At 64.1% G+C, this 17,267-nt stretch carries 21 protein-coding genes; 11 read left to right on the top strand and 10 right to left on the bottom strand.

Translation table 11 applies throughout. The annotated features are described in order from the left end of the window. The first annotated feature begins 231 nt into the window (after window positions 1-231). The 6 genes from EC839_RS05635 to EC839_RS24855 all read left to right on the top strand — a co-directional run bounded on the left by EC839_RS05635 (window position 232) and on the right by EC839_RS24855 (window position 3,894). A complete protein-coding gene (locus EC839_RS05635; RefSeq protein WP_132832458.1) occupies window positions 232-591 on the top strand; it encodes a hypothetical protein in 360 nt (119 codons plus the stop codon). Beyond that, entirely contained in the window at window positions 588-791 is a 204-nt protein-coding gene (locus EC839_RS05630; RefSeq protein WP_132832457.1) for a type II holin, read from the top strand. Before EC839_RS05635 ends, EC839_RS05630 begins: the two co-directional genes overlap by 4 nt. 2 nt (window positions 792-793) lie before the next feature. Beyond that, on the top strand, window positions 794-1,036 hold the full coding sequence (locus EC839_RS05625) for a DNA packaging protein (RefSeq protein ID WP_132832456.1): 243 nt from the start codon (window positions 794-796) through the stop codon (window positions 1,034-1,036). Window positions 1,037-1,238: 202 nt separating this feature from the next. Continuing rightward, window positions 1,239-1,469 carry an Rz1-like spanin outer membrane subunit gene (locus EC839_RS24860; protein WP_372237642.1) on the top strand — a complete coding sequence of 77 codons (231 nt, stop codon included), beginning with the start codon at window positions 1,239-1,241 and terminating at the stop codon, window positions 1,467-1,469. Window positions 1,470-1,885: 416 nt separating this feature from the next. Beyond that, window positions 1,886-3,595 carry a phage terminase large subunit gene (terL, locus tag EC839_RS05615; protein ID WP_132832454.1) on the top strand — a complete coding sequence of 570 codons (1,710 nt, stop codon included), beginning with the start codon at window positions 1,886-1,888 and terminating at the stop codon, window positions 3,593-3,595. 134 nt (window positions 3,596-3,729) lie between these two features. Continuing rightward, on the top strand, window positions 3,730-3,894 hold the full coding sequence (locus EC839_RS24855; protein ID WP_372237641.1) for a gp19.5 family protein: 165 nt from the start codon (window positions 3,730-3,732) through the stop codon (window positions 3,892-3,894). A gap of 35 nt (window positions 3,895-3,929) precedes the next feature. Here the strand turns inward: EC839_RS24855 and EC839_RS05610 are convergent, their stop codons facing one another. Both EC839_RS05610 and EC839_RS05605 read right to left on the bottom strand, forming a co-directional pair. Next, window positions 3,930-5,234, bottom strand: coding sequence for a tyrosine-type recombinase/integrase (locus EC839_RS05610; RefSeq protein ID WP_165904652.1), 1,305 nt, complete (start codon window positions 5,232-5,234; stop codon window positions 3,930-3,932). 338 nt (window positions 5,235-5,572) lie between these two features. Beyond that, window positions 5,573-5,830: a DUF1652 domain-containing protein gene (locus EC839_RS05605; RefSeq protein WP_132832452.1), complete on the bottom strand. Its 258-nt coding sequence runs from the start codon at window positions 5,828-5,830 to the stop codon at window positions 5,573-5,575. Between the two features lie 114 nt (window positions 5,831-5,944). Between EC839_RS05605 and EC839_RS05600 the strand changes: the two genes are divergently transcribed. Continuing rightward, window positions 5,945-6,562 (top strand): hypothetical protein, encoded by a 618-nt coding sequence (locus tag EC839_RS05600; protein ID WP_132832451.1) that lies wholly within the window; start codon window positions 5,945-5,947, stop codon window positions 6,560-6,562. On the opposite strand, the gene EC839_RS05595 is transcribed toward EC839_RS05600, so the two are convergent. From EC839_RS05595 to EC839_RS05585, 3 genes are all read right to left on the bottom strand, one after another. Further along, complete coding sequence (locus tag EC839_RS05595) at window positions 6,517-8,388, bottom strand: ABC transporter ATP-binding protein (protein WP_132832450.1); 1,872 nt, start codon at window positions 8,386-8,388, stop codon at window positions 6,517-6,519. The two genes, EC839_RS05600 and EC839_RS05595, sit on opposite strands and share 46 nt — an antisense overlap. A gap of 98 nt (window positions 8,389-8,486) precedes the next feature. Further along, the gene (locus EC839_RS05590) at window positions 8,487-9,041 is read right to left on the bottom strand and encodes a peptidylprolyl isomerase (protein WP_027599788.1); all 555 of its coding nucleotides are present in this window, start codon (window positions 9,039-9,041) and stop codon (window positions 8,487-8,489) included. Between the two features lie 62 nt (window positions 9,042-9,103). Beyond that, on the bottom strand, window positions 9,104-9,994 hold the full coding sequence (locus EC839_RS05585; RefSeq protein ID WP_132832449.1) for a LysR family transcriptional regulator: 891 nt from the start codon (window positions 9,992-9,994) through the stop codon (window positions 9,104-9,106). A 172-nt stretch (window positions 9,995-10,166) separates the two neighbouring features. Here EC839_RS05585 and EC839_RS05580 point away from each other — a divergent pair, with 172 nt between their 5' ends. From EC839_RS05580 to rarD, 3 genes are all read left to right on the top strand, one after another. Then, entirely contained in the window at window positions 10,167-10,757 is a 591-nt protein-coding gene (locus EC839_RS05580) for a DUF3060 domain-containing protein (RefSeq protein WP_132832448.1), read from the top strand. A gap of 74 nt (window positions 10,758-10,831) precedes the next feature. Next, window positions 10,832-11,683 (top strand): EamA family transporter, encoded by an 852-nt coding sequence (locus EC839_RS05575; protein WP_132832447.1) that lies wholly within the window; start codon window positions 10,832-10,834, stop codon window positions 11,681-11,683. Next, window positions 11,680-12,588 (top strand): EamA family transporter RarD, encoded by a 909-nt coding sequence (rarD, locus tag EC839_RS05570; RefSeq protein ID WP_132832446.1) that lies wholly within the window; start codon window positions 11,680-11,682, stop codon window positions 12,586-12,588. Before EC839_RS05575 ends, rarD begins: the two co-directional genes overlap by 4 nt. On the opposite strand, the gene EC839_RS05565 is transcribed toward rarD, so the two are convergent. The 4 genes from EC839_RS05565 to puuE are packed head-to-tail and all read right to left on the bottom strand — an operon-like array spanning window position 12,585 to window position 15,530. After that, on the bottom strand, window positions 12,585-13,085 hold the full coding sequence (locus EC839_RS05565; protein ID WP_132832445.1) for an ureidoglycolate lyase: 501 nt from the start codon (window positions 13,083-13,085) through the stop codon (window positions 12,585-12,587). The two genes, rarD and EC839_RS05565, sit on opposite strands and share 4 nt — an antisense overlap. After that, complete coding sequence (alc, locus tag EC839_RS05560; protein ID WP_132832444.1) at window positions 13,082-14,089, bottom strand: allantoicase; 1,008 nt, start codon at window positions 14,087-14,089, stop codon at window positions 13,082-13,084. Before alc ends, EC839_RS05565 begins: the two co-directional genes overlap by 4 nt. Window positions 14,090-14,112: 23 nt before the next feature. Beyond that, the gene (uraD, locus tag EC839_RS05555) at window positions 14,113-14,625 is read right to left on the bottom strand and encodes a 2-oxo-4-hydroxy-4-carboxy-5-ureidoimidazoline decarboxylase (RefSeq protein WP_132832443.1); all 513 of its coding nucleotides are present in this window, start codon (window positions 14,623-14,625) and stop codon (window positions 14,113-14,115) included. Continuing rightward, window positions 14,622-15,530, bottom strand: coding sequence for an allantoinase PuuE (puuE, locus tag EC839_RS05550; RefSeq protein ID WP_132832442.1), 909 nt, complete (start codon window positions 15,528-15,530; stop codon window positions 14,622-14,624). Before puuE ends, uraD begins: the two co-directional genes overlap by 4 nt. 216 nt (window positions 15,531-15,746) lie before the next feature. On the opposite strand from puuE, the gene uraH reads away from it, so the two are divergent. Further along, window positions 15,747-16,118, top strand: coding sequence for a hydroxyisourate hydrolase (gene uraH, locus EC839_RS05545; RefSeq protein ID WP_042133511.1), 372 nt, complete (start codon window positions 15,747-15,749; stop codon window positions 16,116-16,118). A 69-nt stretch (window positions 16,119-16,187) separates the two neighbouring features. On the opposite strand, the gene EC839_RS05540 is transcribed toward uraH, so the two are convergent. Further along, window positions 16,188-17,234, bottom strand: a complete 1,047-nt coding sequence (locus EC839_RS05540) for an SGNH/GDSL hydrolase family protein (RefSeq protein WP_132832441.1) — start codon at window positions 17,232-17,234, stop codon at window positions 16,188-16,190. Between the last annotated feature and the right edge of the window lie 33 nt (window positions 17,235-17,267).

Below are 17,267 nucleotides of genomic sequence, written 5' to 3'. Positions count from 1 at the left end.
GGGCGTAAAGGAACGACGTTGCTTGGTCATCAGACACCTCTCTATGGCGAGCATTCTCGCCCTAAATGGGTGTCCGGAATCAGTAGACCACTACAACACAACAGTGTCTCTGGCTCCGCTGGCACCGGGTCCTGGGTCAGTCTCGGGTGGGCAAATAACGGCGGCGTCTCTCTATGGCTTCGCTACGCCTAAACATCAACGGCCCTCCGGGGCCTCTCCAAGGAGGACCTAATGGACTTTCCTATCGATCTCGAAACCGGCGTGGCCCTACTGGCCGCTAAGGACCCCGTATGGGGCAACCGCGAGCAGACCTACATCAATTGCACAGTGACTCTCCAGGGAGTGATTTTCGAGAGCCCGACTGAGGTTCCTTTCACAGCTGCACCCTGGGACACCATGCAACATGGGCGGGACCTGTTCGAGCACTTTAAGGACAGTGCGGCTCCGTATGAACGCCCTGAGGTGACCGTAGAGGACCTACAGCAGGACCTCGACAAGCTGATGCCGGACATCCTTCTGGGCCTGGCCACCGAAGAAGAGATCAGCCTCGCACGTACTCTGCGCTTGCAGATCAAGGCGATGTCCGCATGAGCATCTCTATCGACTTCAACAACGGAGTAATCCAAGCGACTCCGATTGCCGGAACGGCTGCTGCTGATGCGGTAAGTCGTGCTTTCTGGGGCCTGACGTTGAACGAGTGGTTCTACGTTTCGGCCATCCTCTATTCCCTCGTAATGACTGGCCTTGCGATCTATAAGGCAGTCAAGGAGACCACACCAAAAGGAGCATAACTATGAGCCAATCGGTTCTTGAGCAACTGCTTGAGGCCATCGACACGGAAACCGGGAAGAACCTATTGGCGGACCTGCGTGACCCCGACCGTCGCACCCCTCAGCTCTACAACGCCATCGGCAAGTACCTCGAACGACACAAGTTCACCATCCAGAAGTTGCAGCCTGACGAAGGCCTTCTGGGTGACCTCGCCGCTGCCCTCGAAGAAGTACCGGACCTATCCGATGCGGAGAGATACCACTAAATGAACGCCCTCATAACGAAAGTTGTGGGGGCTTTTTTTGCTCTATGCCTAATCGTCGGCCTCTCCTGGGGTTGGGGATATTCCGTTCGGGATCACAAGGCAGAGCGGGAAGCCCTCATTGCAAGCAACGCTGCGTTAGCTGCGCAGAACGAACTCAACGCTCAGCTCGAAAAGGAGCGTGAGACATCACAAAGGACACTCAATGAAATCTCAACGAAATGGCAAGCCTTCCTCAAGTCCGAGTCTCGTAATGCTGCTGACACTATTGCTGGCCTTAGGGCTACTGGTGTCCGGCTGTCAATCGAACTTGCCGACGCCAAAGTGTGTGCAGTCACGGGTAACTGTGGACCCAACACTAATGGCCGAGCCGAACTATCAGACCGAGCTTCTCAATTTCTTGTCGGACAAGCCAAGCGCGCCGACGAGCAAATAAAAGCCCTACAGGCCAACATCATAGAACTTCAAAGGGAAGCCAAATGATTCCTAAAGGCGAAGCAATGATCCCGTTCCGAGGGGAGTACGTGAAGTGTCATGTGGAAGTCCTCATGGTTGCCTTCACTACAGGCTCCTGTCGTGTGCGCGGAGTGGTCTTGGAAGGAAACGAAAACTGGCCCACCGGACAGACGTTCGGGGGCCACAACATTGCCCTCACTGAGGAGCTGCACGCTATTGTGATAGGAGGTAAATATGCCACGGAGGAAGGTAGACCCTGACTTTGTTGGGCCGCCGGCTCCGCCCAAGAAGAGAGCCCCGAGAAAGACCGCAACGCCCCCGCAAGACCCTCCCGCTGTAACCCCTCCAGAAGCCCCACCGAAGCCCGTAGCGAAGACCGACGCTGAGCGCCTACAGATGCTCAAGGGAAACTTCGTGGCCTTCCTGTTCGTCCTGTGGCGAGCCCTGGGGCTACCTAAGCCAACCCGCTGCCAGATCGATATGGGCCGGAAGCTCTCCGCAGGGGACGACCGCCGCTTCATCCTTCAGGCATTCCGAGGGATCGGGAAGTCGTTCATCACCTGCGCCTTCGTGGTGTGGATGCTCTGGAGGAACCCTCAGCTCAAGTTCATGATCGTGTCCGCCTCGAAGGAACGGGCAGATGCGAACTCCGTGTTCATCAAGCGGATCATCGACCTGCTGCCCTTCTTGCACGACCTGAAGCCCAGGCCCGGCCAGCGGGACTCTACAATCAGCTTCGATGTGGGGCCGGCAACGCCTGACCACTCGCCCTCGGTGAAGTCAGTAGGTATCACCGGCCAGCTGACGGGTAGCCGTGCGGACATCCTCATTGCGGACGACGTGGAGGTCCCGAACAACTCGGCGACCCAGGCGGCCCGAGATCGACTCGGCGAGCTGGTGAAGGAGTTCGATGCGATCCTGAAGCCGGGCGGGACGATCATCTACCTGGGCACGCCCCAGACCGAGATGACGCTGTACCGCGAGCTGGAGAACCGAGGCTACCGGACCACCATTTGGCCTGCTCGATACCCAGTGGACGCTAAGGCTCTGGAGAACTACGGCCATCGCCTGGCTCCCATGCTCCGTGCCGAGCTGGACGCTGAGGGCTGCTGGAACGTCCCAACTGACCCCGTGCGCTTCGACGATGCGGACCTGAGGGAGCGTGAGCTGTCCTACGGCAAGGGCGGCTTCGAGCTGCAATTCCAGCTGAACCCGAACCTCTCGGACGCCCAGAAGTACCCGCTGAAGCTGCGAGATTTCATCGTGGCTGCGCTGGACCCGGAGAGAGCCCCACTGTCCTACCAGTGGCTGCCCAACCCGGCCAACGAGATCACTGAGGTTCCCAACGTGGGCCTCAAGGGTGACCGCTTCCACCGCTATCAGGAAGCCAATACGTCCTTCGCCGAGTACCAGTCGAAAATCCTCGTGATTGACCCCTCGGGTCGAGGCAAGGATGAGACCGGCTATGCGGTCCTGTACCAGCTCAACGGCTACATCTACCTGATGGAGTGGGGCGGCTTCCGGGGCGGCTACGAGGACAAGACCCTTCAGTCCCTGGCGAACATCGGCAAGAAGTGGAAGGTGAATGAGGTAGTCATTGAGGGCAACTTCGGTGACGGCATGTACCTGAAGCTATTCAGCCCTGTGATGACCAAGGTTCACCGTTGCACCATCACAGAGGTGAAGTCCAAGGGGCAGAAGGAACAACGCATAGCGGACGTTCTGGAGCCTGTCCTGGGGTCCCACAAGCTGGTCGTCCGCGAGGCGGTCATTGAGGAGGACTACCGGACCGCTGCCAACATCGACGGCACCTTTGACGTTCAATACTGTGGCTTCCACCAGCTGACTCGCCTGACGAGGGAGCGCGGTGCCCTGGCCCATGACGACCGTCTGGATGCCCTTGCGATTGGCGTGCAGTTCTTCGTCGAGTCCATGGAGAAGAACTCGGAGGAGGGCGCCCAGGAGATGCTGGCTGACTTCCTTGAGGTTCACATGGAGAAGGAGCTGGCTGGCTTCGAGGATGCCCACCGGATTGCCCTGGGATCGGACGTCACGATTGTCTTCGAGGACGACTCGGGGTGGGGTGAGAACTACCTTTTCGGGTAGCCGTCAAGCACATTTAAAAACCCCCACTATAAGGGGGAGGAGACTCTAAGACTCTTAAAGCCTCCTCCCTCTGCCCAGCTTCACCTAAGGAGCGGCACGGGCAACCACCGATACCCAGACACAGGAGAGAGACGATGCGCTTAGCTCAGGCTTTTAGCGTTTTCAAAGTCGTCGCTACGCATCGTGTCACCTACCGATTTCTTGCTGTGGCTCTCGCTGCTATGGGTATTGCTGGATCAGACCAGCTATCACAGGCCCTTGAGACTGCTGTATGTCTATTTGCTGGTGGCTGTGTGTAGGGACGTTATCGAAGTAGTAATCACCCTATACGGGATCAGGAAGGCTCAGCCTCCTTGATGGGTAGAGCCTTCCTCAGTGCGTCCTTCACGATGCCCAGTTGGAGGCTCGACCCAGACCCGTAGTGGTCATAGGTGATCGAGTTCGAGCTGTGTCCCAGGATGCTCTGTGCGGCCTCAAGGGGAGTCCCTGTGGCCTTCAGCAGCGATGCCAGGGAGTGACGCAGCGAGTGGAACGTGGTGGTCGAGTCCTTCTCGTCCCCCAGGATTTCCTTCAGCACGACGTTCATATCCATGCTGACCCGTTTGTACACCGTCTTGGAGAGCCTTGCCCCTTTAGGCATGTTCCCCACAAATTCCAGAAAGGCCTTCAGGTCAAACCCGTAGGCACCATCAACGAGAGGCACCAGACGAGCGGAGTATTCGTTCTTCAGGCTCTTCCCTTCGCCTTCGTTGATGTCGATTACCCATCCACCGTCTACCTCACGGACGTCTTCCTTGAGGAGGTAGTAGATTTCGCCCAGGCGAGCCCCAGTGATGCACCCCAGGGTGATGAACCAACGCTCCCATTTGGTCTCCGGCCACTGCGACACAGCGTCCATCAACCGCTGGACCTGATCCTGAGTGAGCGCTTCACGAGAACTGTCCGCCCCTTTGGCGAGCTTCAGCTTCTTGTCGAAGGCACGCTCCAGATGGCCGTTGTTCACGCCCCAGCTGAGGACCGTGGAGAGACGGGCCAGGAGAGCGTTCACAGTGGAGCCCTTGCGGGTAGCCACGAGGCGAGCCTTCACGGCCACCAGATCGGCCCGAGTGTGGGTCTTCAGGTCCAGCTCGGCGCAGACCTCAGCGAGGCTCCGGCACTGGTAGGTCGTGTTCTTGAGGGTCGATTCCTTCATGTTCGCCCCTTGGTCCGCCAGGTATATCTCCGAGAGCTTCCCGAAGGTCATTGGCTCGCCATCCTCTTCAGCGGCAGGCTGTAGGACCTCTACGGGGATCGCAGCGGCACTCCGAGGGTGATCGGTGAGGTTCTCTATGAGATCGACGAGAGGCCCATTGTGGCCCGTCAGGAGACGCTCTTCGGCAGCCGCAAGGAACACTCGGGCTCCATCGGCGGCCTTCGCCTGGGGCACTGTGAGGGCTCCTGTGCGCGACCAGTCCCTGAGGTCCGCGCTCATATCCGAGTAGACCAGCCCCATCGTGTCCAGCAGCTCCCACTCGTTGGGCGTCGCAAGGGTGGCTTCGGCAATCTCACGCAGTCGATCCCTGAGCTGCTCCCAGGTGGCCTCTGGGTTGTCGAGATGAAAAGTCCTCAAGGTGCTCAGGAGTGTCTGGCTGCTTTGCATTGCTTTGGCTCGGTCGCTGGATCGAAGAGAGACGGTCATGGTAGCCGTGAGGCCCACTGGTCGGACCCGGAGGTAATAGACCCCTTCGCGCCGGTAGTGCCATGGCTTTGCCAGCTCAGTCTTTAACAGGACTTTAACAGTAGGCTCGTGTCCACTCGATTGCATTTGGCTGTAACCCTTGAGGTAGATGGGTCACGGCGCTTTACCACCTGCAATCCTTTGAAAATTTCCACGATAACCACTCGCGTTGGGCCACGGGGTGTGGCGGCTGCGGGGCGGCAGTCTATCAGCTCGACAGCGCCTTGCCGAACCTCCCGCTGCCCGGCAGCTGCCAGCGGCTAGCCCGGCATCGACCAGGGTTCCAGCAGATGGCCATCGTGCGCCAGTTCCAGGCGGGTCCGTTCGATCAGCGCGGCGAGGTGGCCGGCGTGGCTGTACTGACTGCGGGCGACATGGGCGACCGAGGCCAGGACCTGGCTGCCATCCGTCACCTCAAGGGAAAAGCTGGCGTCGCTGGGATCTTCACGGACTTCGCCGCGCAGCGGCAGAAAGGCTTTTTCGACGATGTGGACGGCGCGGGCGAGATCGATGGACATGGGCGGACTCCTCTATAGATCGCCTTCTATAGAGAGCGGGGTGCCGGAGAAATTCTGATTTGCCAACGCCAGCGGGCTTAGGCAGTCTCCCGGTCTTTGTCTGGACGTTTCCCCATGCGCAGCAACAATCCTCGTACCTTCTGGGCTCTGGTCGGCCTGGCCGCGGTCTTCGGTCTCGCCGGGCTGATCGGCAATCGGGTGGGCTGGGAGCGGCTGGAGATCGGCTATCGGACGGTGCCGTCGCCCAGTGGCCTGGACATCGGCGTGGCGGGGCAGGTCATCACCGGTCTGCCGTCGCTGTGCATAGCCCTGGCGCTGGTCACGATAGTGACGGCGCTGATCATCCGCGGTGGCCGCCGCTTTCGTTCGCGGCTGCCCCTGCCGGTGACGGCGGGCATTCTCTGGGTGCTACTGGCGGGCCTGCTGGTGCTCTTCTATCCCAGCACCCTGGCGTTCCAGTGGGAGAATCATCGCAGCGCGGCGGACATCGACTTCTATGTGCTGCAGGAGCGCCAGGGCCCGTTCCAGGGTACCGCGCAGAAAAGTCAGCGCCTGACCTACTACCGCGACTGCGGCGCCACCGGGCAGGCGGCCTGCCCGGTGTTCGAGTGCGTGGTGGAAAGACGCAGCTGGCTGGGCGGCCTGCAGAAGATCGAAGGCTTCTACCCGGGGCTGGATCAGGAGCGTCAGTTGGAGCTGCTGCGCACCCGCTGCCTGCCCGGCACGCCGTGACCGACGAAGCCGCCGGTCTGGTGGCGCCATAGGCGGGCATAGAGGCCGTTGTAGGCGATCAGCTCGTCGTGGGAGCCCATCTCGACGATCTGGCCGCGTTCCATGACCACCAGGCGATCCATGCGCGAGATGGTCGACAGCCGGTGGGCGATGGCGATCACCGTCTTGCCTTCCATGAGGGTTTCCAGGCTCTCCTGAATGGCCGCTTCCACCTCGGAGTCGAGGGCGGAGGTGGCTTCGTCCAGCAGCAGGATGGGGGCATCCTTGAGCAGGGTGCGGGCGATGGCGATGCGCTGGCGCTGGCCGCCGGAGAGCTTGACGCCGCGCTCACCCACCTGGGCGTCCAGGCCGGTGCGGCCGTGGGCGTCGGTGATGCGGGCGATGAAGTCGTCGGCCTTGGCCTTGCGCAGAGCCGCGTGCAGCTCCTCGTCGGTCGCCTCGGGGCGGCCGTAGAGCAGGTTCTCGCGGATCGAGCGGTGCAGCAGCGAGGTGTCCTGGGTGACCACGCCGATCTGGCATCTCAGGCTTTCCTGGGTGACATGGGCGATGTCCTGGCCATCGACCAGGATGCGACCGCCTTCCAGGTCGTAAAGGCGCAGGAGCACGTTGATCAGGGTGGACTTGCCGGCGCCCGACGGGCCGACCAGGCCGATCTTCTCGCCCGGTGCCACGTCGAGGGTCAGGCCTTCGATGATGCCGGCGCCCTTGCCGTAGTGGAAATGGATGTCCTCGAACAGCACGGCGCCACGGCTCACCTGCAACGGCTTGGCATCCGGGGCGTCGCCGACCTGGCGCGGCCTGGCGATGGTGCTCATGCCGTCCTGCACCATGCCGATGTTCTCGAAGATGCCGTTGACCACCCACATGATCCAGCCGGACATGCTGTTGATGCGGATCACCAGGCCGGTGGCCAGGGCGATGGCACCGACGCTGATGACGCCCTGGTGCCAGAGCCAGAGGGCGAGGCCGGTGGTGCCGGCGATGAGGAAGCCGCTGAGGATGGCGATGGTCACGCCCATGGCGGTGATCAGGCGCGCGGCGCTCTCGGCCTTTTCGGTCTGCTCTTCCATGGCCTGGCGAGCGTATTGCTCCTCCTGGGCCGAGTGGGAGAACAGCTTGAGGGTGGAGATGTTGGTGTAGCCGTCGACGATGCGCCCGGAGAGCTGCGAGCGGGCTTCGGAGGCGATGGCCGAGCGCTCCTTGGTCTGGGGCACGAAATACCAGAGGGCGATGACGTAGCCGATGATCCAGAGGACCAGGGGCACCATCAGCCAGACGTCTGCCTGGGCGAACAGGATCAGCGAGGTGACGGCAAAGATCAGCACGTGCCAGATGGCGTCCACCGCCTGCACCGCCGAATCGCGCAGGGAGACACCGGTCTGCATGATGCGGTTGGAGATGCGCCCGGCGAAGTCGCTGTGGAAGAAGCCCAGGCTCTGCTTGAGCACGTAGCGATGGTTCTGCCAGCGGATCAGGGTGGTGAGGCTTGGGGTGATGGTCTGGTGCACCAGCAGGTCGTGCAGGCTGATGAACAGCGGCCGGATGACCAGGGTGACCACCGCCATCCAGATCAGGGTGCCGCCATGTTCCTGGAAGAACACCGTGCTGTTGGGTGCGCTGCCGGCCAGGTCGACGATCTGGCCGATGAAGTTGAACAAGGCGACCTCGATCAGGGCGCCGATCAGGCCGACCGCCAACAGCAGGGCGAAGGCGGGCCAGGCTTGCTTGAGGAAGTGGAGATAGAAGGCGCCGACGCCAGTGGGCGGCATTTCATCGGGGGCTTCCCGAAACGCATCGATGAGGCGTTCGAAGCGGCGAAAGATCATGCGGGGTCCTTGTGAGGGGGAGACGGCGTCTCGCACTGGGGCCTCGCCTGGTTTACCGGACGACCGCCAGCGGATCGTCCGGCAGGACACGGGTCGGCTTACAGCCGTTTGGCAGCGAGAATCATCACCGGTTCACGGGGAATGTCGCGCAGCATGCCCTGGCGGGTGGTCTGCACCCCGGCGATCTGGTCGACGACTTCCATGCCGCGCACGACCTTGCCGAACACGGCATAGCCGAAGTCGCGCGAGCCGTGGTCGAGGAAGGCATTGTTCTCGACATTGATGAAGAACTGACTGGTAGCGGAGTTGACGTCCGAGGTCCGCGCCATGGCCAGGGTGCCACGCAGATTCTTCAGGCCGTTGTCGGCTTCGTTCTTGATCGGCGCCTTGGTGCGCTTCTCCTGCATGTCGCGAGTGTAGCCGCCGCCCTGGATCATGAAGCCGGGGATGACGCGGTGGAACAGGGTGCCCTTGTAGAAGCCGCTGTCGACGTAGCCGAGGAAGTTCTCGGTGCTGACCGGTGCCTTGGCCGCGTCCAGCTCGACCTCGATGTCACCCTTGTTGGTGCTGATGAGCACGTGCGGATTGTCCGCAGCCCAGGTGGAAGAGGCGACGAACAGGGCGCAGGCGGCAAGCAGGGCTTTGAACATGATGGATCCTTGAGTGGCAGAGACGACTGGCGAACGATAGCAACCCGGCTGGCACCCCGCCACGGTCAGCGTGGCAGGGCATGCTTGCGCAGCAGGTTCATGAGGATCTGCGAGGCCGGGCCCAACTCGTGCTGGCGGGTCTTGTAGAGCTGGAAGGGGTGGAAGCGCTGGGCCCCCTGTTCCAGTGGCAGCGGCTTGAGCAGGCCGGCATCGAGATCGGTCCGGATGGCGTCCCGCGGCAGCCAGGCGAAGCCCAGGCCGTCACGCAGGAAGGTCGCCGCGGTGCTGATGCTGCCTACCGTCCAGCGCTGCTCGGCGGCCAGCCAGCCGGCATCCCGCGGCTGGGCGCGACCGCTGTCGCGGATCACGATCTGCAGCTGTTCTTCCAGATCGGCGGTCACCAGGGTGCGCTGCAATTGATGCAGCGGATGCTCGGGATGGGCGACGGCGACGAATTCCACGTTGCCCAGGGAAGCGCCCAGATGAGCGGCGATCACCAGGCCGGTGATCGCCAGGTCCGCCGAGCCGTCGAGCAGGGCCTCTTCCACGCCGGACAGCACCTCTTCGCGCAGCCGCACCCGGCAACCACGGCTCTGCGGCATGAATTCGCGCAGGCACAGGAGCAGGGGACGAGTGGGGTAGGCGGCGTCCACCACCAGCCGCACCTCGGACTCCCAGCCCTGTTCCATGTGGTAGGCCAGTTCCTCCAGCTGGCTGGCCTGCTGCACCAGGCGGCGCGAGCGGCGCAGGAGCACGGCGCCGGCGTCGGTCAGCACGGCCCGGCGCCCCTCCAGGCGCAACAATGGCACGCCGAGCTGCTCCTGCATGCGTGCGACGGTATAGCTGACCGACGACTGGGAGCGATGCAGCACCTCGGCGGCCTGGGCGTAGCCGCCGTGATCCACCACCGCCTGCAGGGTCCGCCACTGATCGAGGGAAACGCGAGGAGTCTTCATCAAGCGCTCTGGGCTCACGAAAGGGCGCATGTTAGTGCCTAGGGTGGCAATGGCAAAACGCGGCGTCCATCACGGCATGAAAAAATGTCGGCTGGCGGGTCAAATGTCGCGCTGGCGCCGGCCTCCAAGCCTGCCGATGAGTTTCCCACTCTAGGCAAGACAAGGAGTCTCCATGTCGTCATTCAAGGCGTTGTTGGGTTGCTGTCTGGTCATCGCGCCGCTGCTGGTCCAGGCCGAGGAATTCCGCGCGGCGGCCGCCGAGCCGATCGATATCGAAGGCATGAACATCAGTCGGACCCTCGACTGCGAGGGGCGGGACGTGTCCCTGTCCGGCGAGGGCAATACCCTGACCTTGAAGGGCCAGTGCGGCGAGGTGGCGGTCTATGGCAGCCATCATCGACTGGTCCTCGACAGCGCCCGGGCGCTGACCATCCATGGCCTGGGCAGCGTGACCACGGTCAAGGGCGCGGTGGCCAGCCTGAGCATCGGCGGCGGCTACCAGCAGGTACAGGCCAATGTGCGTAGCAGCGACGGGCTGGCCAAGGTCGATGCCTACGGCTACGGCGCCAAGGCACGGCTGACTCTGCTCAGCCAGGCCGACATCGCGGTGGGCGGTTCCAGTCAGCAGGTCTACTGGTCGCGCGCCGCCGGGGTCGCCGAGCCCAAGACCCTGGTCTCTGGCGCCGACAACGTGCTGCAGGCCAATCAGTCGGTGGCGGGACTCACCGGCGGCGAGCCCTCGAGCCTGAGCGCCACCCGCTAGACAGCGACAGGTCGGGGGTTTCCCTCTGACGGCGGGCACGTTAAGGTCGCGCACCTTTTTCGTGCGTCGCCGTCATGCCTTATCTCCTGCTCGTCACCCTCATCTGGGCGTTTTCCTTCAGCCTGATCGGCGAATACCTCGCCGGTCGGGTCGACAGCGACTTCGCCGTGCTGGTCCGCGTGGCCATCGCCTTCGTGCTGTTCCTGCCCTTCACCCGCTGGCGCAGGGTGCCGGGCCGCTTCGCCCTGGGGCTGATGGCGGCGGGCGCCCTGCAATTCGGCATCACCTATCTGTGCCTGTATCGCAGCTTCGCGGTGCTGACGGTGCCCGAGGTGCTGCTGTTCACCGTGCTCACGCCCATCTACGTGACCCTGCTGGACGACGCCTGGCAGCGGCGCTTTCGCCTCTGGTCACTGCTGGCCGCCGTGGTGGCGGTGGGCGGCGCGGCACTGATCCGCTTCCAGCCGCTGACCGGCGACTATCTGCTGGGTTTTCTCCTGCTGCAGGTGGCCAACCTGACCTTCGCCGCCGGCCAGGTGCTGTGCAAGCACCTGGGGCATGCCTATGCCGGGCAGGGCGCCCTGCATCGCTATTTCGGGCTGTTCTTTCTCGGGGCCCTGCTGGTGGCCGCGCTATCCTTTCTGCTGTTCGGTAATCCGGCGCGGCTGCCCGGCACCCTGTTGCAGTGGGGCGTGCTGGTGTGGATGGGCGTCTTCGCCACGGCGCTCGGCCTCTACTGGTGGACCCTGGGCTCGCTACGGGTCAACGGCGGCACCCTGGCGATCATGAACGAAGCCCATGTGCCGGCGGGCCTGCTGGTCAGCCTGCTGATCTGGCAGCACCCGGCCGATCTGCCTAGGCTGTTGCTGGGCGGTGGGATCATCCTGCTGTCGCTATTCATCAATCGTCTGGGGCGTCAGTCATGAACGTGCTGTCCGGCAAGGGCCTGGGTCTGTCGGTGCTGTCGTCGGTGCTGTTCGCGCTGATGCCGGTGTACTTCGCCTGGCTGGCGCCGCTGGACGGCCTGCAGGTGGTGGCCCTGCGGGTGGTCTGGTCGCTGCCCATGGTGCTCCTGCTGGTGGTGGTCCTGCGGGAGGGCAGGGCGCTGTGGGCCACGCTCAAGCGACTGGTGCGCGAGCCCCGGCTGTGCCTGGCGATCCCGGCGGCGGCGCTGCTGATGGGCATCCAGTGGTGGGTGTTCGTCTGGGCGACCATGAATGGCGAGGCCATGGCCATGTCGCTGGGCTACTTCCTGCTGCCCCTGGCCATCGTGCTGACCGGCCGGCTGGTCTATGGCGAGCGCCTGCGGCCGCTGCAGCGGCTGGCGGTCGGCTGCGCGCTGCTGGGGGTGGTCAACGAGGTCTGGGTGACCGGTGCGCTGTCCTGGGTCAGCCTGCTGCCGGTGGTGGGCTATCCACCGTATTTCGTCCTGCGCCGCTGGATGGCGGTCGACGCCCTGTCCGGGTTCGTCCTGGAGATGGTCTGCCTGCTGCCCTTCGCGCTGCTGGCGCTGCACTGGGCCTCGCCCGGCGTCACCCTGCAGCAGTCGCCCTGGCTCTGGGCGCTGCTGCCCGGCCTGGGCCTGCTCAGCGCCATCGCCTTCGCCGCCATGCTGGCGTCCAGTCGCATGCTGCCGCTGAGTCTGTTCGGCATCCTCAGCTATGTGGAGCCGGCGTTGCTGGTGTTCGTCGCCCTCTATGTGCTCGGTGAGCAGCTGCCGGAGGGCGCGATCTGGACCTATGGCCCCATCTGGCTGGCGGTGGCCTGGGTTTGCCTGGACAGTGCGCGCCTGCTGCGCAAGCAGCTCAGGCGCGCGCCGGTGGCGCCCTAGAGGGCCAGGGTCGGGCACTCTGCGGCAGAGAAAAAGAACTCGTCGCAGTTGGGCAGGCTGCCGGCACGATCGACGATGAGGAATTCGTCCTCGTCGCGCAGGGCCAGCACCGGGTGGTGCCAAACGCCGGCATGGTAGTTGATGCCCTGGCGGCCATCGGTGCGGAAGACGCGGATGGCGCCGGCATCCGGGACCGCCGCCGGCGGCGCCACCACTACCAGGAAAGGTTCGCCGCGCAGCGGCACGAAGGCCTGGCTGCCGTGGGGATGGCGTTCGAGCATGGCGATGGTCAGCGGATAGTCCAGCCGCCGGGCGCGAAAGATGCTGATGATCGCCGCGCCGTCCGCCGGCCCCGTCTCGACCCGCGCCAGGGCGTGGTATCTCTGGGTCGAACCGTTGTTGATGGGATACCAGTCCCGGTCCGCTGTCTCGATGACCTCGCCGAAGGGCGCGAAGCCCTCGGCGGTCAGCGGCTCGATACGCAGTGGCCGACTCATGCCTGGCCCCGCGCCACCTTGCCGAACAGTCGCAGCCGGCTGACGCCGCCGTCCGGGAAGATGTTCAGGCGCACGTGGGTGATGGGGCCGAGGTCGCGCACCTGCTCGCGGAAGCTGTGCTCCTGGTGCATCTGCAGCTTTTGCGGCGGCAGCAGCTCCTTCCAGAAGAGACTCTGGGTCTCGATCTGGCCATCGGTACCGCCGCGCACATAGGCGCCCTGAATCTGGCAGCTGTCCGGGTAGTTGCCCTTGAAGTGCAGGGTGTCCACCAGGATTTCCTCGACGATGCCGGCGTGGCCCAGGGCGATGATCACCCAGTCGTTGCCGGGGGTGCGGCGGCGCGCGGTTTCCCAGCCGTCGGCCATGCTGGCGGCACGACCCGGATTGAGGATGTTGCTCATGCGACCGTAGTGCTCGTCGTTGCAGGCCAGGGCGCGACCGCCATTGAGGGCGGCGGCCAGATCCAGCACCTCGTCCTCGGCCTGGGCCGACCAGTCGCGATGGGGAATGCCATAGACCCGCAGGCGGGCCACACCGCCGTCGGGATAGATGTTCAGCCGCAGGTGGGTCCAGGGGCGGTCATCGGCGATGGCATGGTAGTGGTGGCTATTGCCCTGCATCTCGATGGCCGGCAGCACCTCGGTCCAGGCGGCATCGTCGGCCGGGTCGCCCTCGGCGCAGAAGCAGGCTTCCAGGGAGGCGGAGGGCGGGTAGTTGCCGGTGAACCAGCGGGTGTCGATGTCGACGCCCTTGATCGAGCCGGGTACGCCCAGGCGGATCACCGCATGGTCGTAGCCTTCGAATCTCTTGCGCCGCGACTCCCAGCCGTCCATCCATTTGCCGTTGTCGTCGTAGATGCCTTCCTTCCACTCCGGCTCGTGGGGCTGGAGCATACGATCGGCGGCGGCGAACCAGTCGTCGGTGACGCTGATGACGCGGGTGCCGAGGCGGGCGTCGGCAAGATTGAGGTATTTCTCGAAGGGCGCGGCGTAGGTGCGTTTCATGGGTTGCTCTTGTCGGGGAAGGGTCAGAGGGTCTGCAGGCGGAAGAGGGCGATGCGGTCGATCTCGGCCAGGGCGCGCTGGAATTCCTGCTCCGGGCTGTTGGGCAGGCGCTCTTCGAAAGCAGCCAGGATCAGATGCCGGTTGCTGCCCTTCACCGCCATGATGAAGGGGAAGCCGAATTTGGCGCGGTAGGCCTCATTGTGGCGGGTGAAGCGTTCGAGTTCGTCCGGGGTGCACTGATCGAGACCGGCACCCGCCTGTTCGCCACTGCTGGCGGCGGTCAGCTCGCCGGCCAGGGCGGCGCGGCCGGCGAGATCCGGATGCGCCTGGATCAGCGCCAGCTGTTCGGCCTGGCTGGCCCGGGCGACCTGGGTGGCGAGGCGCTGGTGCAGGGCCTCGACGCTATCCGGCAGCGGCTGGCCCTGGTCGAAGGCGCGCTCGGCGACCCAGGCGGAATGCTCGTAGATGCCGCCAAAGGCCGCGACGAAGGCGGCGCGCTCCAGCTGGCTTGGGGTGATGGTCTGGAAGGCAGTCATGCCGGCGGATGCTCCCTGTGCCAGTGACGGGCGATGTCCACCCGGCGGGCGAACCAGACGCGCTCATGGCTCTGGGCGTATTCGAGGAAACGCTTGAGCCCCACCAGGCGACCGGGGCGGCCGATCAGGCGGCAATGCAGACCGATGGAAAGCATCTTGGGCGCGGTGGCGCCTTCCGCGTAGAGGGTGTCGAAGGCGTCCTTGAGGTACTGGAAGAATTGCTCGGCGGTGTGGAAGCCCTGGACCTGGGTGAATCTCATGTCGTTGGTGTCCAGGGTGTAGGGGATCACCAGGTGCGGCTTGCCGGTGGGGGTGTCGGGTTCCCAGTAGGGCAGGTCGTCGTCGTAGGTGTCGCTGTCGTAGAGGAAGCCGCCTTCCTCCATCACCAGGCGCCGGGTGTTGGGGCCGGTCCGGCCGGTGTACCAGCCCAGCGGCCGCTCGCCGGTCAACTCGGTGAGGATCTCGATGGCACGCTGCAGATGGGCGCGTTCCTCGGCTTCGTCCATGTACTGGTAGTCGATCCAGCGATAGCCGTGGCTGCAGATCTCGTGGCCGGCCTGGACCATGGCGCGGATGACCTCGGGATGACGTTCGGCCGCCATGGCCACGGCAAAGACGGTCAGGGGCACCTGGTGCTTGGCGAACAGGTCCAGGATGCGCCAGACGCCGGCACGACTGCCGTATTCGTAGAGCGATTCCATGGACATGTTGCGTACGCCCGGCAACGGCTGGGCGGCGACCATCTCGGAAAGAAAGGCCTCTGACTCCTTGTCGCCGTGGAGGATGTTGCGCTCGCCACCCTCTTCGTAGTTGAGCACGAAGGACAGGGCGATGCGGGCGTCGCCCGGCCAGCGGGGGTGGGGCGGCTGGGCGCCATAGCCGATGAGATCGCGGGGATAGGTCATGGAAGGGGCATCCTGGCAGTCGAGATGTTTTGTATACAATGTTTGGAGACCTTTGCCGAGTCCCAGCAAGAATCCTGCCTAACTGGTCTGACCGGTCTGAAGACTTCCGGCAGGCTGGAGCGCTTCCGGGGCGCCAATAGAGCCACTGACCAGGCTGTATACAATCGCTGGCTGAAAAACTGCTAGGCTGGCTCATCCCCTTGCAGGAGCTTTCCCATGTCCGTTTCTTCCCCTGGCGGTTACCTGACGACCCATGTGCTGGACACCGCTGGTGGCTGTCCGGGCGCGGATATCGTCTTTCGCCTGTACCGTCTGGAGGGGGCTGCACGGCAGGCCCTGGGTGAAGGGCGGACCAATGCCGATGGCCGCAGCGATACGCCGTTGTTGCAGGGCGACGCCTTCACGGCGGGGGTCTATGAACTGGAGTTCGAGGTGGGCGCCTACTACCGGCGCCGCCAGGTGGCGCTGGATGAGCCGGCCTTTCTCGATACCGTGGTCCTGCGCTTCGGTCTCGCCGACGAGGGCGCGCACTACCATGTGCCGCTGCTGGTCTCCCCTTACAGCTACTCGACCTACCGTGGCAGCTAGCGGCAGCTGCTCCGCGCCGGTGCGCTTCCGCCCGGCCCGGCACCAGGGTAGGGCGCAGGTCCCGCGGAGCTAGTGGAAGTTCGGTTCGGTGTTCAGTCGCGCGGTCGCGAGCAGTGGGCGATCCGGCACGGCGCTGCCGGGCCAGGTCTGGGCGATGCGTTCCAGCACCACCTGGGCCAGCATGCTGTGGGTACGGCTGGCGAAATGACCCCGGGCACCGAAGATATAGGCCTGGTCGGCGCCCGGTTCGACGTAGCTGTCCGGATCGCAGAATTCGCGACCGGGCAGGCAGGCATCTCCTTCGGCATGGCTGAAGCCATAGTTGCCGTAGTGGGCGAAGACCTCTTCCATCACCCGGTAGGCATCCACCAGCAGCAGGCGGTCTCCGGCCGGCAGGTTGGCCTGCAGGGTATCGTTGTAGAGCTTGACCAGGTCATGGTTGCGCTGCGCCACCTGCTCGGTCCAGGGCTCGAGATAGGGCGCCTTGCCGTAGTCGGTGTTGTTGAGCACCACCAGCCGCTGGGCACCCAGGCTCAGCAGATAGCGCAGTAGCTTGACCTCGTTCAGGGCCGTATGCCGGATCCGCGCCTCGACCTGTTCGCGGACCTCCGGGGGTAGCGGGGCATCGGCCATCAACGCGGCCTTGAGCTTCTTGTCGTAGAAGGGGCCGATGATGTCATTGCCACCGATCTGCACCAGCACCAGGTCCTGCTGACGGAAGCGGCCATGCTGCATCTCGAAGTTGCGGATCTGCTGGGAAAAGGCCAGCGGCGCTTCGTTGTGGTCGAAGCCCGGCTCGGTGAAGCTGCCGGTCACGGCGCCGCCCTCGGCGTAGCAGAGACCGTCGGGATCGCTCGGCCCCTCGTGGCCATAGCCTTCCACCTGGCGATTAGGACCCAGCTCGATGCCATAGGCGTCGGCGATTTCCTGGGGGTAGGTACGACCGGGGTTGGTCGCATAGATGTGGCCGAAGGTGCCGCAATCCATGAGGCTGTCACCAAAGGCGATGACTCTCTGGATACCCCGCGCCTCGGCAATGGGCTCGGGACTGGGTACGAGGGCGAGTAGCGCGGCGACACCCGCCAATGCGGTCGCCAATCCCCAGTGCTTGCCCATCCTCCACCTCCCGGCAGCGCCCAGCGTCTGTGC

Source organism: Pseudomonas sp. JUb52, assembly GCF_004341115.1.
In the GTDB taxonomy this organism is placed as follows: Bacteria; Pseudomonadota; Gammaproteobacteria; order Pseudomonadales; family Pseudomonadaceae; genus Chryseomonas; species Chryseomonas oryzihabitans.
The sequence above is the reverse complement of the archived record's forward strand: the minus strand, read 5'-3'. Positions and strand labels throughout refer to the sequence as shown.

Bases quoted from the DNA above. Each gene is read 5' to 3' on its own strand.
- EC839_RS05565 (WP_132832445.1), bottom strand. From the start codon at position 13,085: ATGAGTCGGCCACTGCGTATCGAGCCGCTGACCGCCGAGGGCTTCGCG.
- EC839_RS05630 (WP_132832457.1), top strand. From the start codon at position 588: ATGAGCATCTCTATCGACTTCAACAACGGAGTAATCCAAGCGACTCCG.
- EC839_RS24855 (WP_372237641.1), top strand. From the start codon at position 3,730: ATGCGCTTAGCTCAGGCTTTTAGCGTTTTCAAAGTCGTCGCTACGCAT.
- EC839_RS05600 (WP_132832451.1), top strand. From the start codon at position 5,945: ATGCGCAGCAACAATCCTCGTACCTTCTGGGCTCTGGTCGGCCTGGCC.
- puuE (WP_132832442.1), bottom strand. From the start codon at position 15,530: ATGACCTATCCCCGCGATCTCATCGGCTATGGCGCCCAGCCGCCCCAC.
- EC839_RS05605 (WP_132832452.1), bottom strand. From the start codon at position 5,830: ATGTCCATCGATCTCGCCCGCGCCGTCCACATCGTCGAAAAAGCCTTT.
- rarD (WP_132832446.1), top strand. From the start codon at position 11,680: ATGAACGTGCTGTCCGGCAAGGGCCTGGGTCTGTCGGTGCTGTCGTCG.
- EC839_RS24860 (WP_372237642.1), top strand. From the start codon at position 1,239: ATGAAATCTCAACGAAATGGCAAGCCTTCCTCAAGTCCGAGTCTCGTA.
- EC839_RS05575 (WP_132832447.1), top strand. From the start codon at position 10,832: ATGCCTTATCTCCTGCTCGTCACCCTCATCTGGGCGTTTTCCTTCAGC.
- EC839_RS05610 (WP_165904652.1), bottom strand. From the start codon at position 5,234: ATGCAAAGCAGCCAGACACTCCTGAGCACCTTGAGGACTTTTCATCTC.
- terL (WP_132832454.1), top strand. From the start codon at position 1,886: ATGCTCAAGGGAAACTTCGTGGCCTTCCTGTTCGTCCTGTGGCGAGCC.
- EC839_RS05580 (WP_132832448.1), top strand. From the start codon at position 10,167: ATGTCGTCATTCAAGGCGTTGTTGGGTTGCTGTCTGGTCATCGCGCCG.
- uraD (WP_132832443.1), bottom strand. From the start codon at position 14,625: ATGACTGCCTTCCAGACCATCACCCCAAGCCAGCTGGAGCGCGCCGCC.
- EC839_RS05625 (WP_132832456.1), top strand. From the start codon at position 794: ATGAGCCAATCGGTTCTTGAGCAACTGCTTGAGGCCATCGACACGGAA.
- uraH (WP_042133511.1), top strand. From the start codon at position 15,747: ATGTCCGTTTCTTCCCCTGGCGGTTACCTGACGACCCATGTGCTGGAC.
- EC839_RS05595 (WP_132832450.1), bottom strand. From the start codon at position 8,388: ATGATCTTTCGCCGCTTCGAACGCCTCATCGATGCGTTTCGGGAAGCC.
- alc (WP_132832444.1), bottom strand. From the start codon at position 14,089: ATGAAACGCACCTACGCCGCGCCCTTCGAGAAATACCTCAATCTTGCC.
- EC839_RS05540 (WP_132832441.1), bottom strand. From the start codon at position 17,234: ATGGGCAAGCACTGGGGATTGGCGACCGCATTGGCGGGTGTCGCCGCG.
- EC839_RS05585 (WP_132832449.1), bottom strand. From the start codon at position 9,994: ATGAAGACTCCTCGCGTTTCCCTCGATCAGTGGCGGACCCTGCAGGCG.
- EC839_RS05635 (WP_132832458.1), top strand. From the start codon at position 232: ATGGACTTTCCTATCGATCTCGAAACCGGCGTGGCCCTACTGGCCGCT.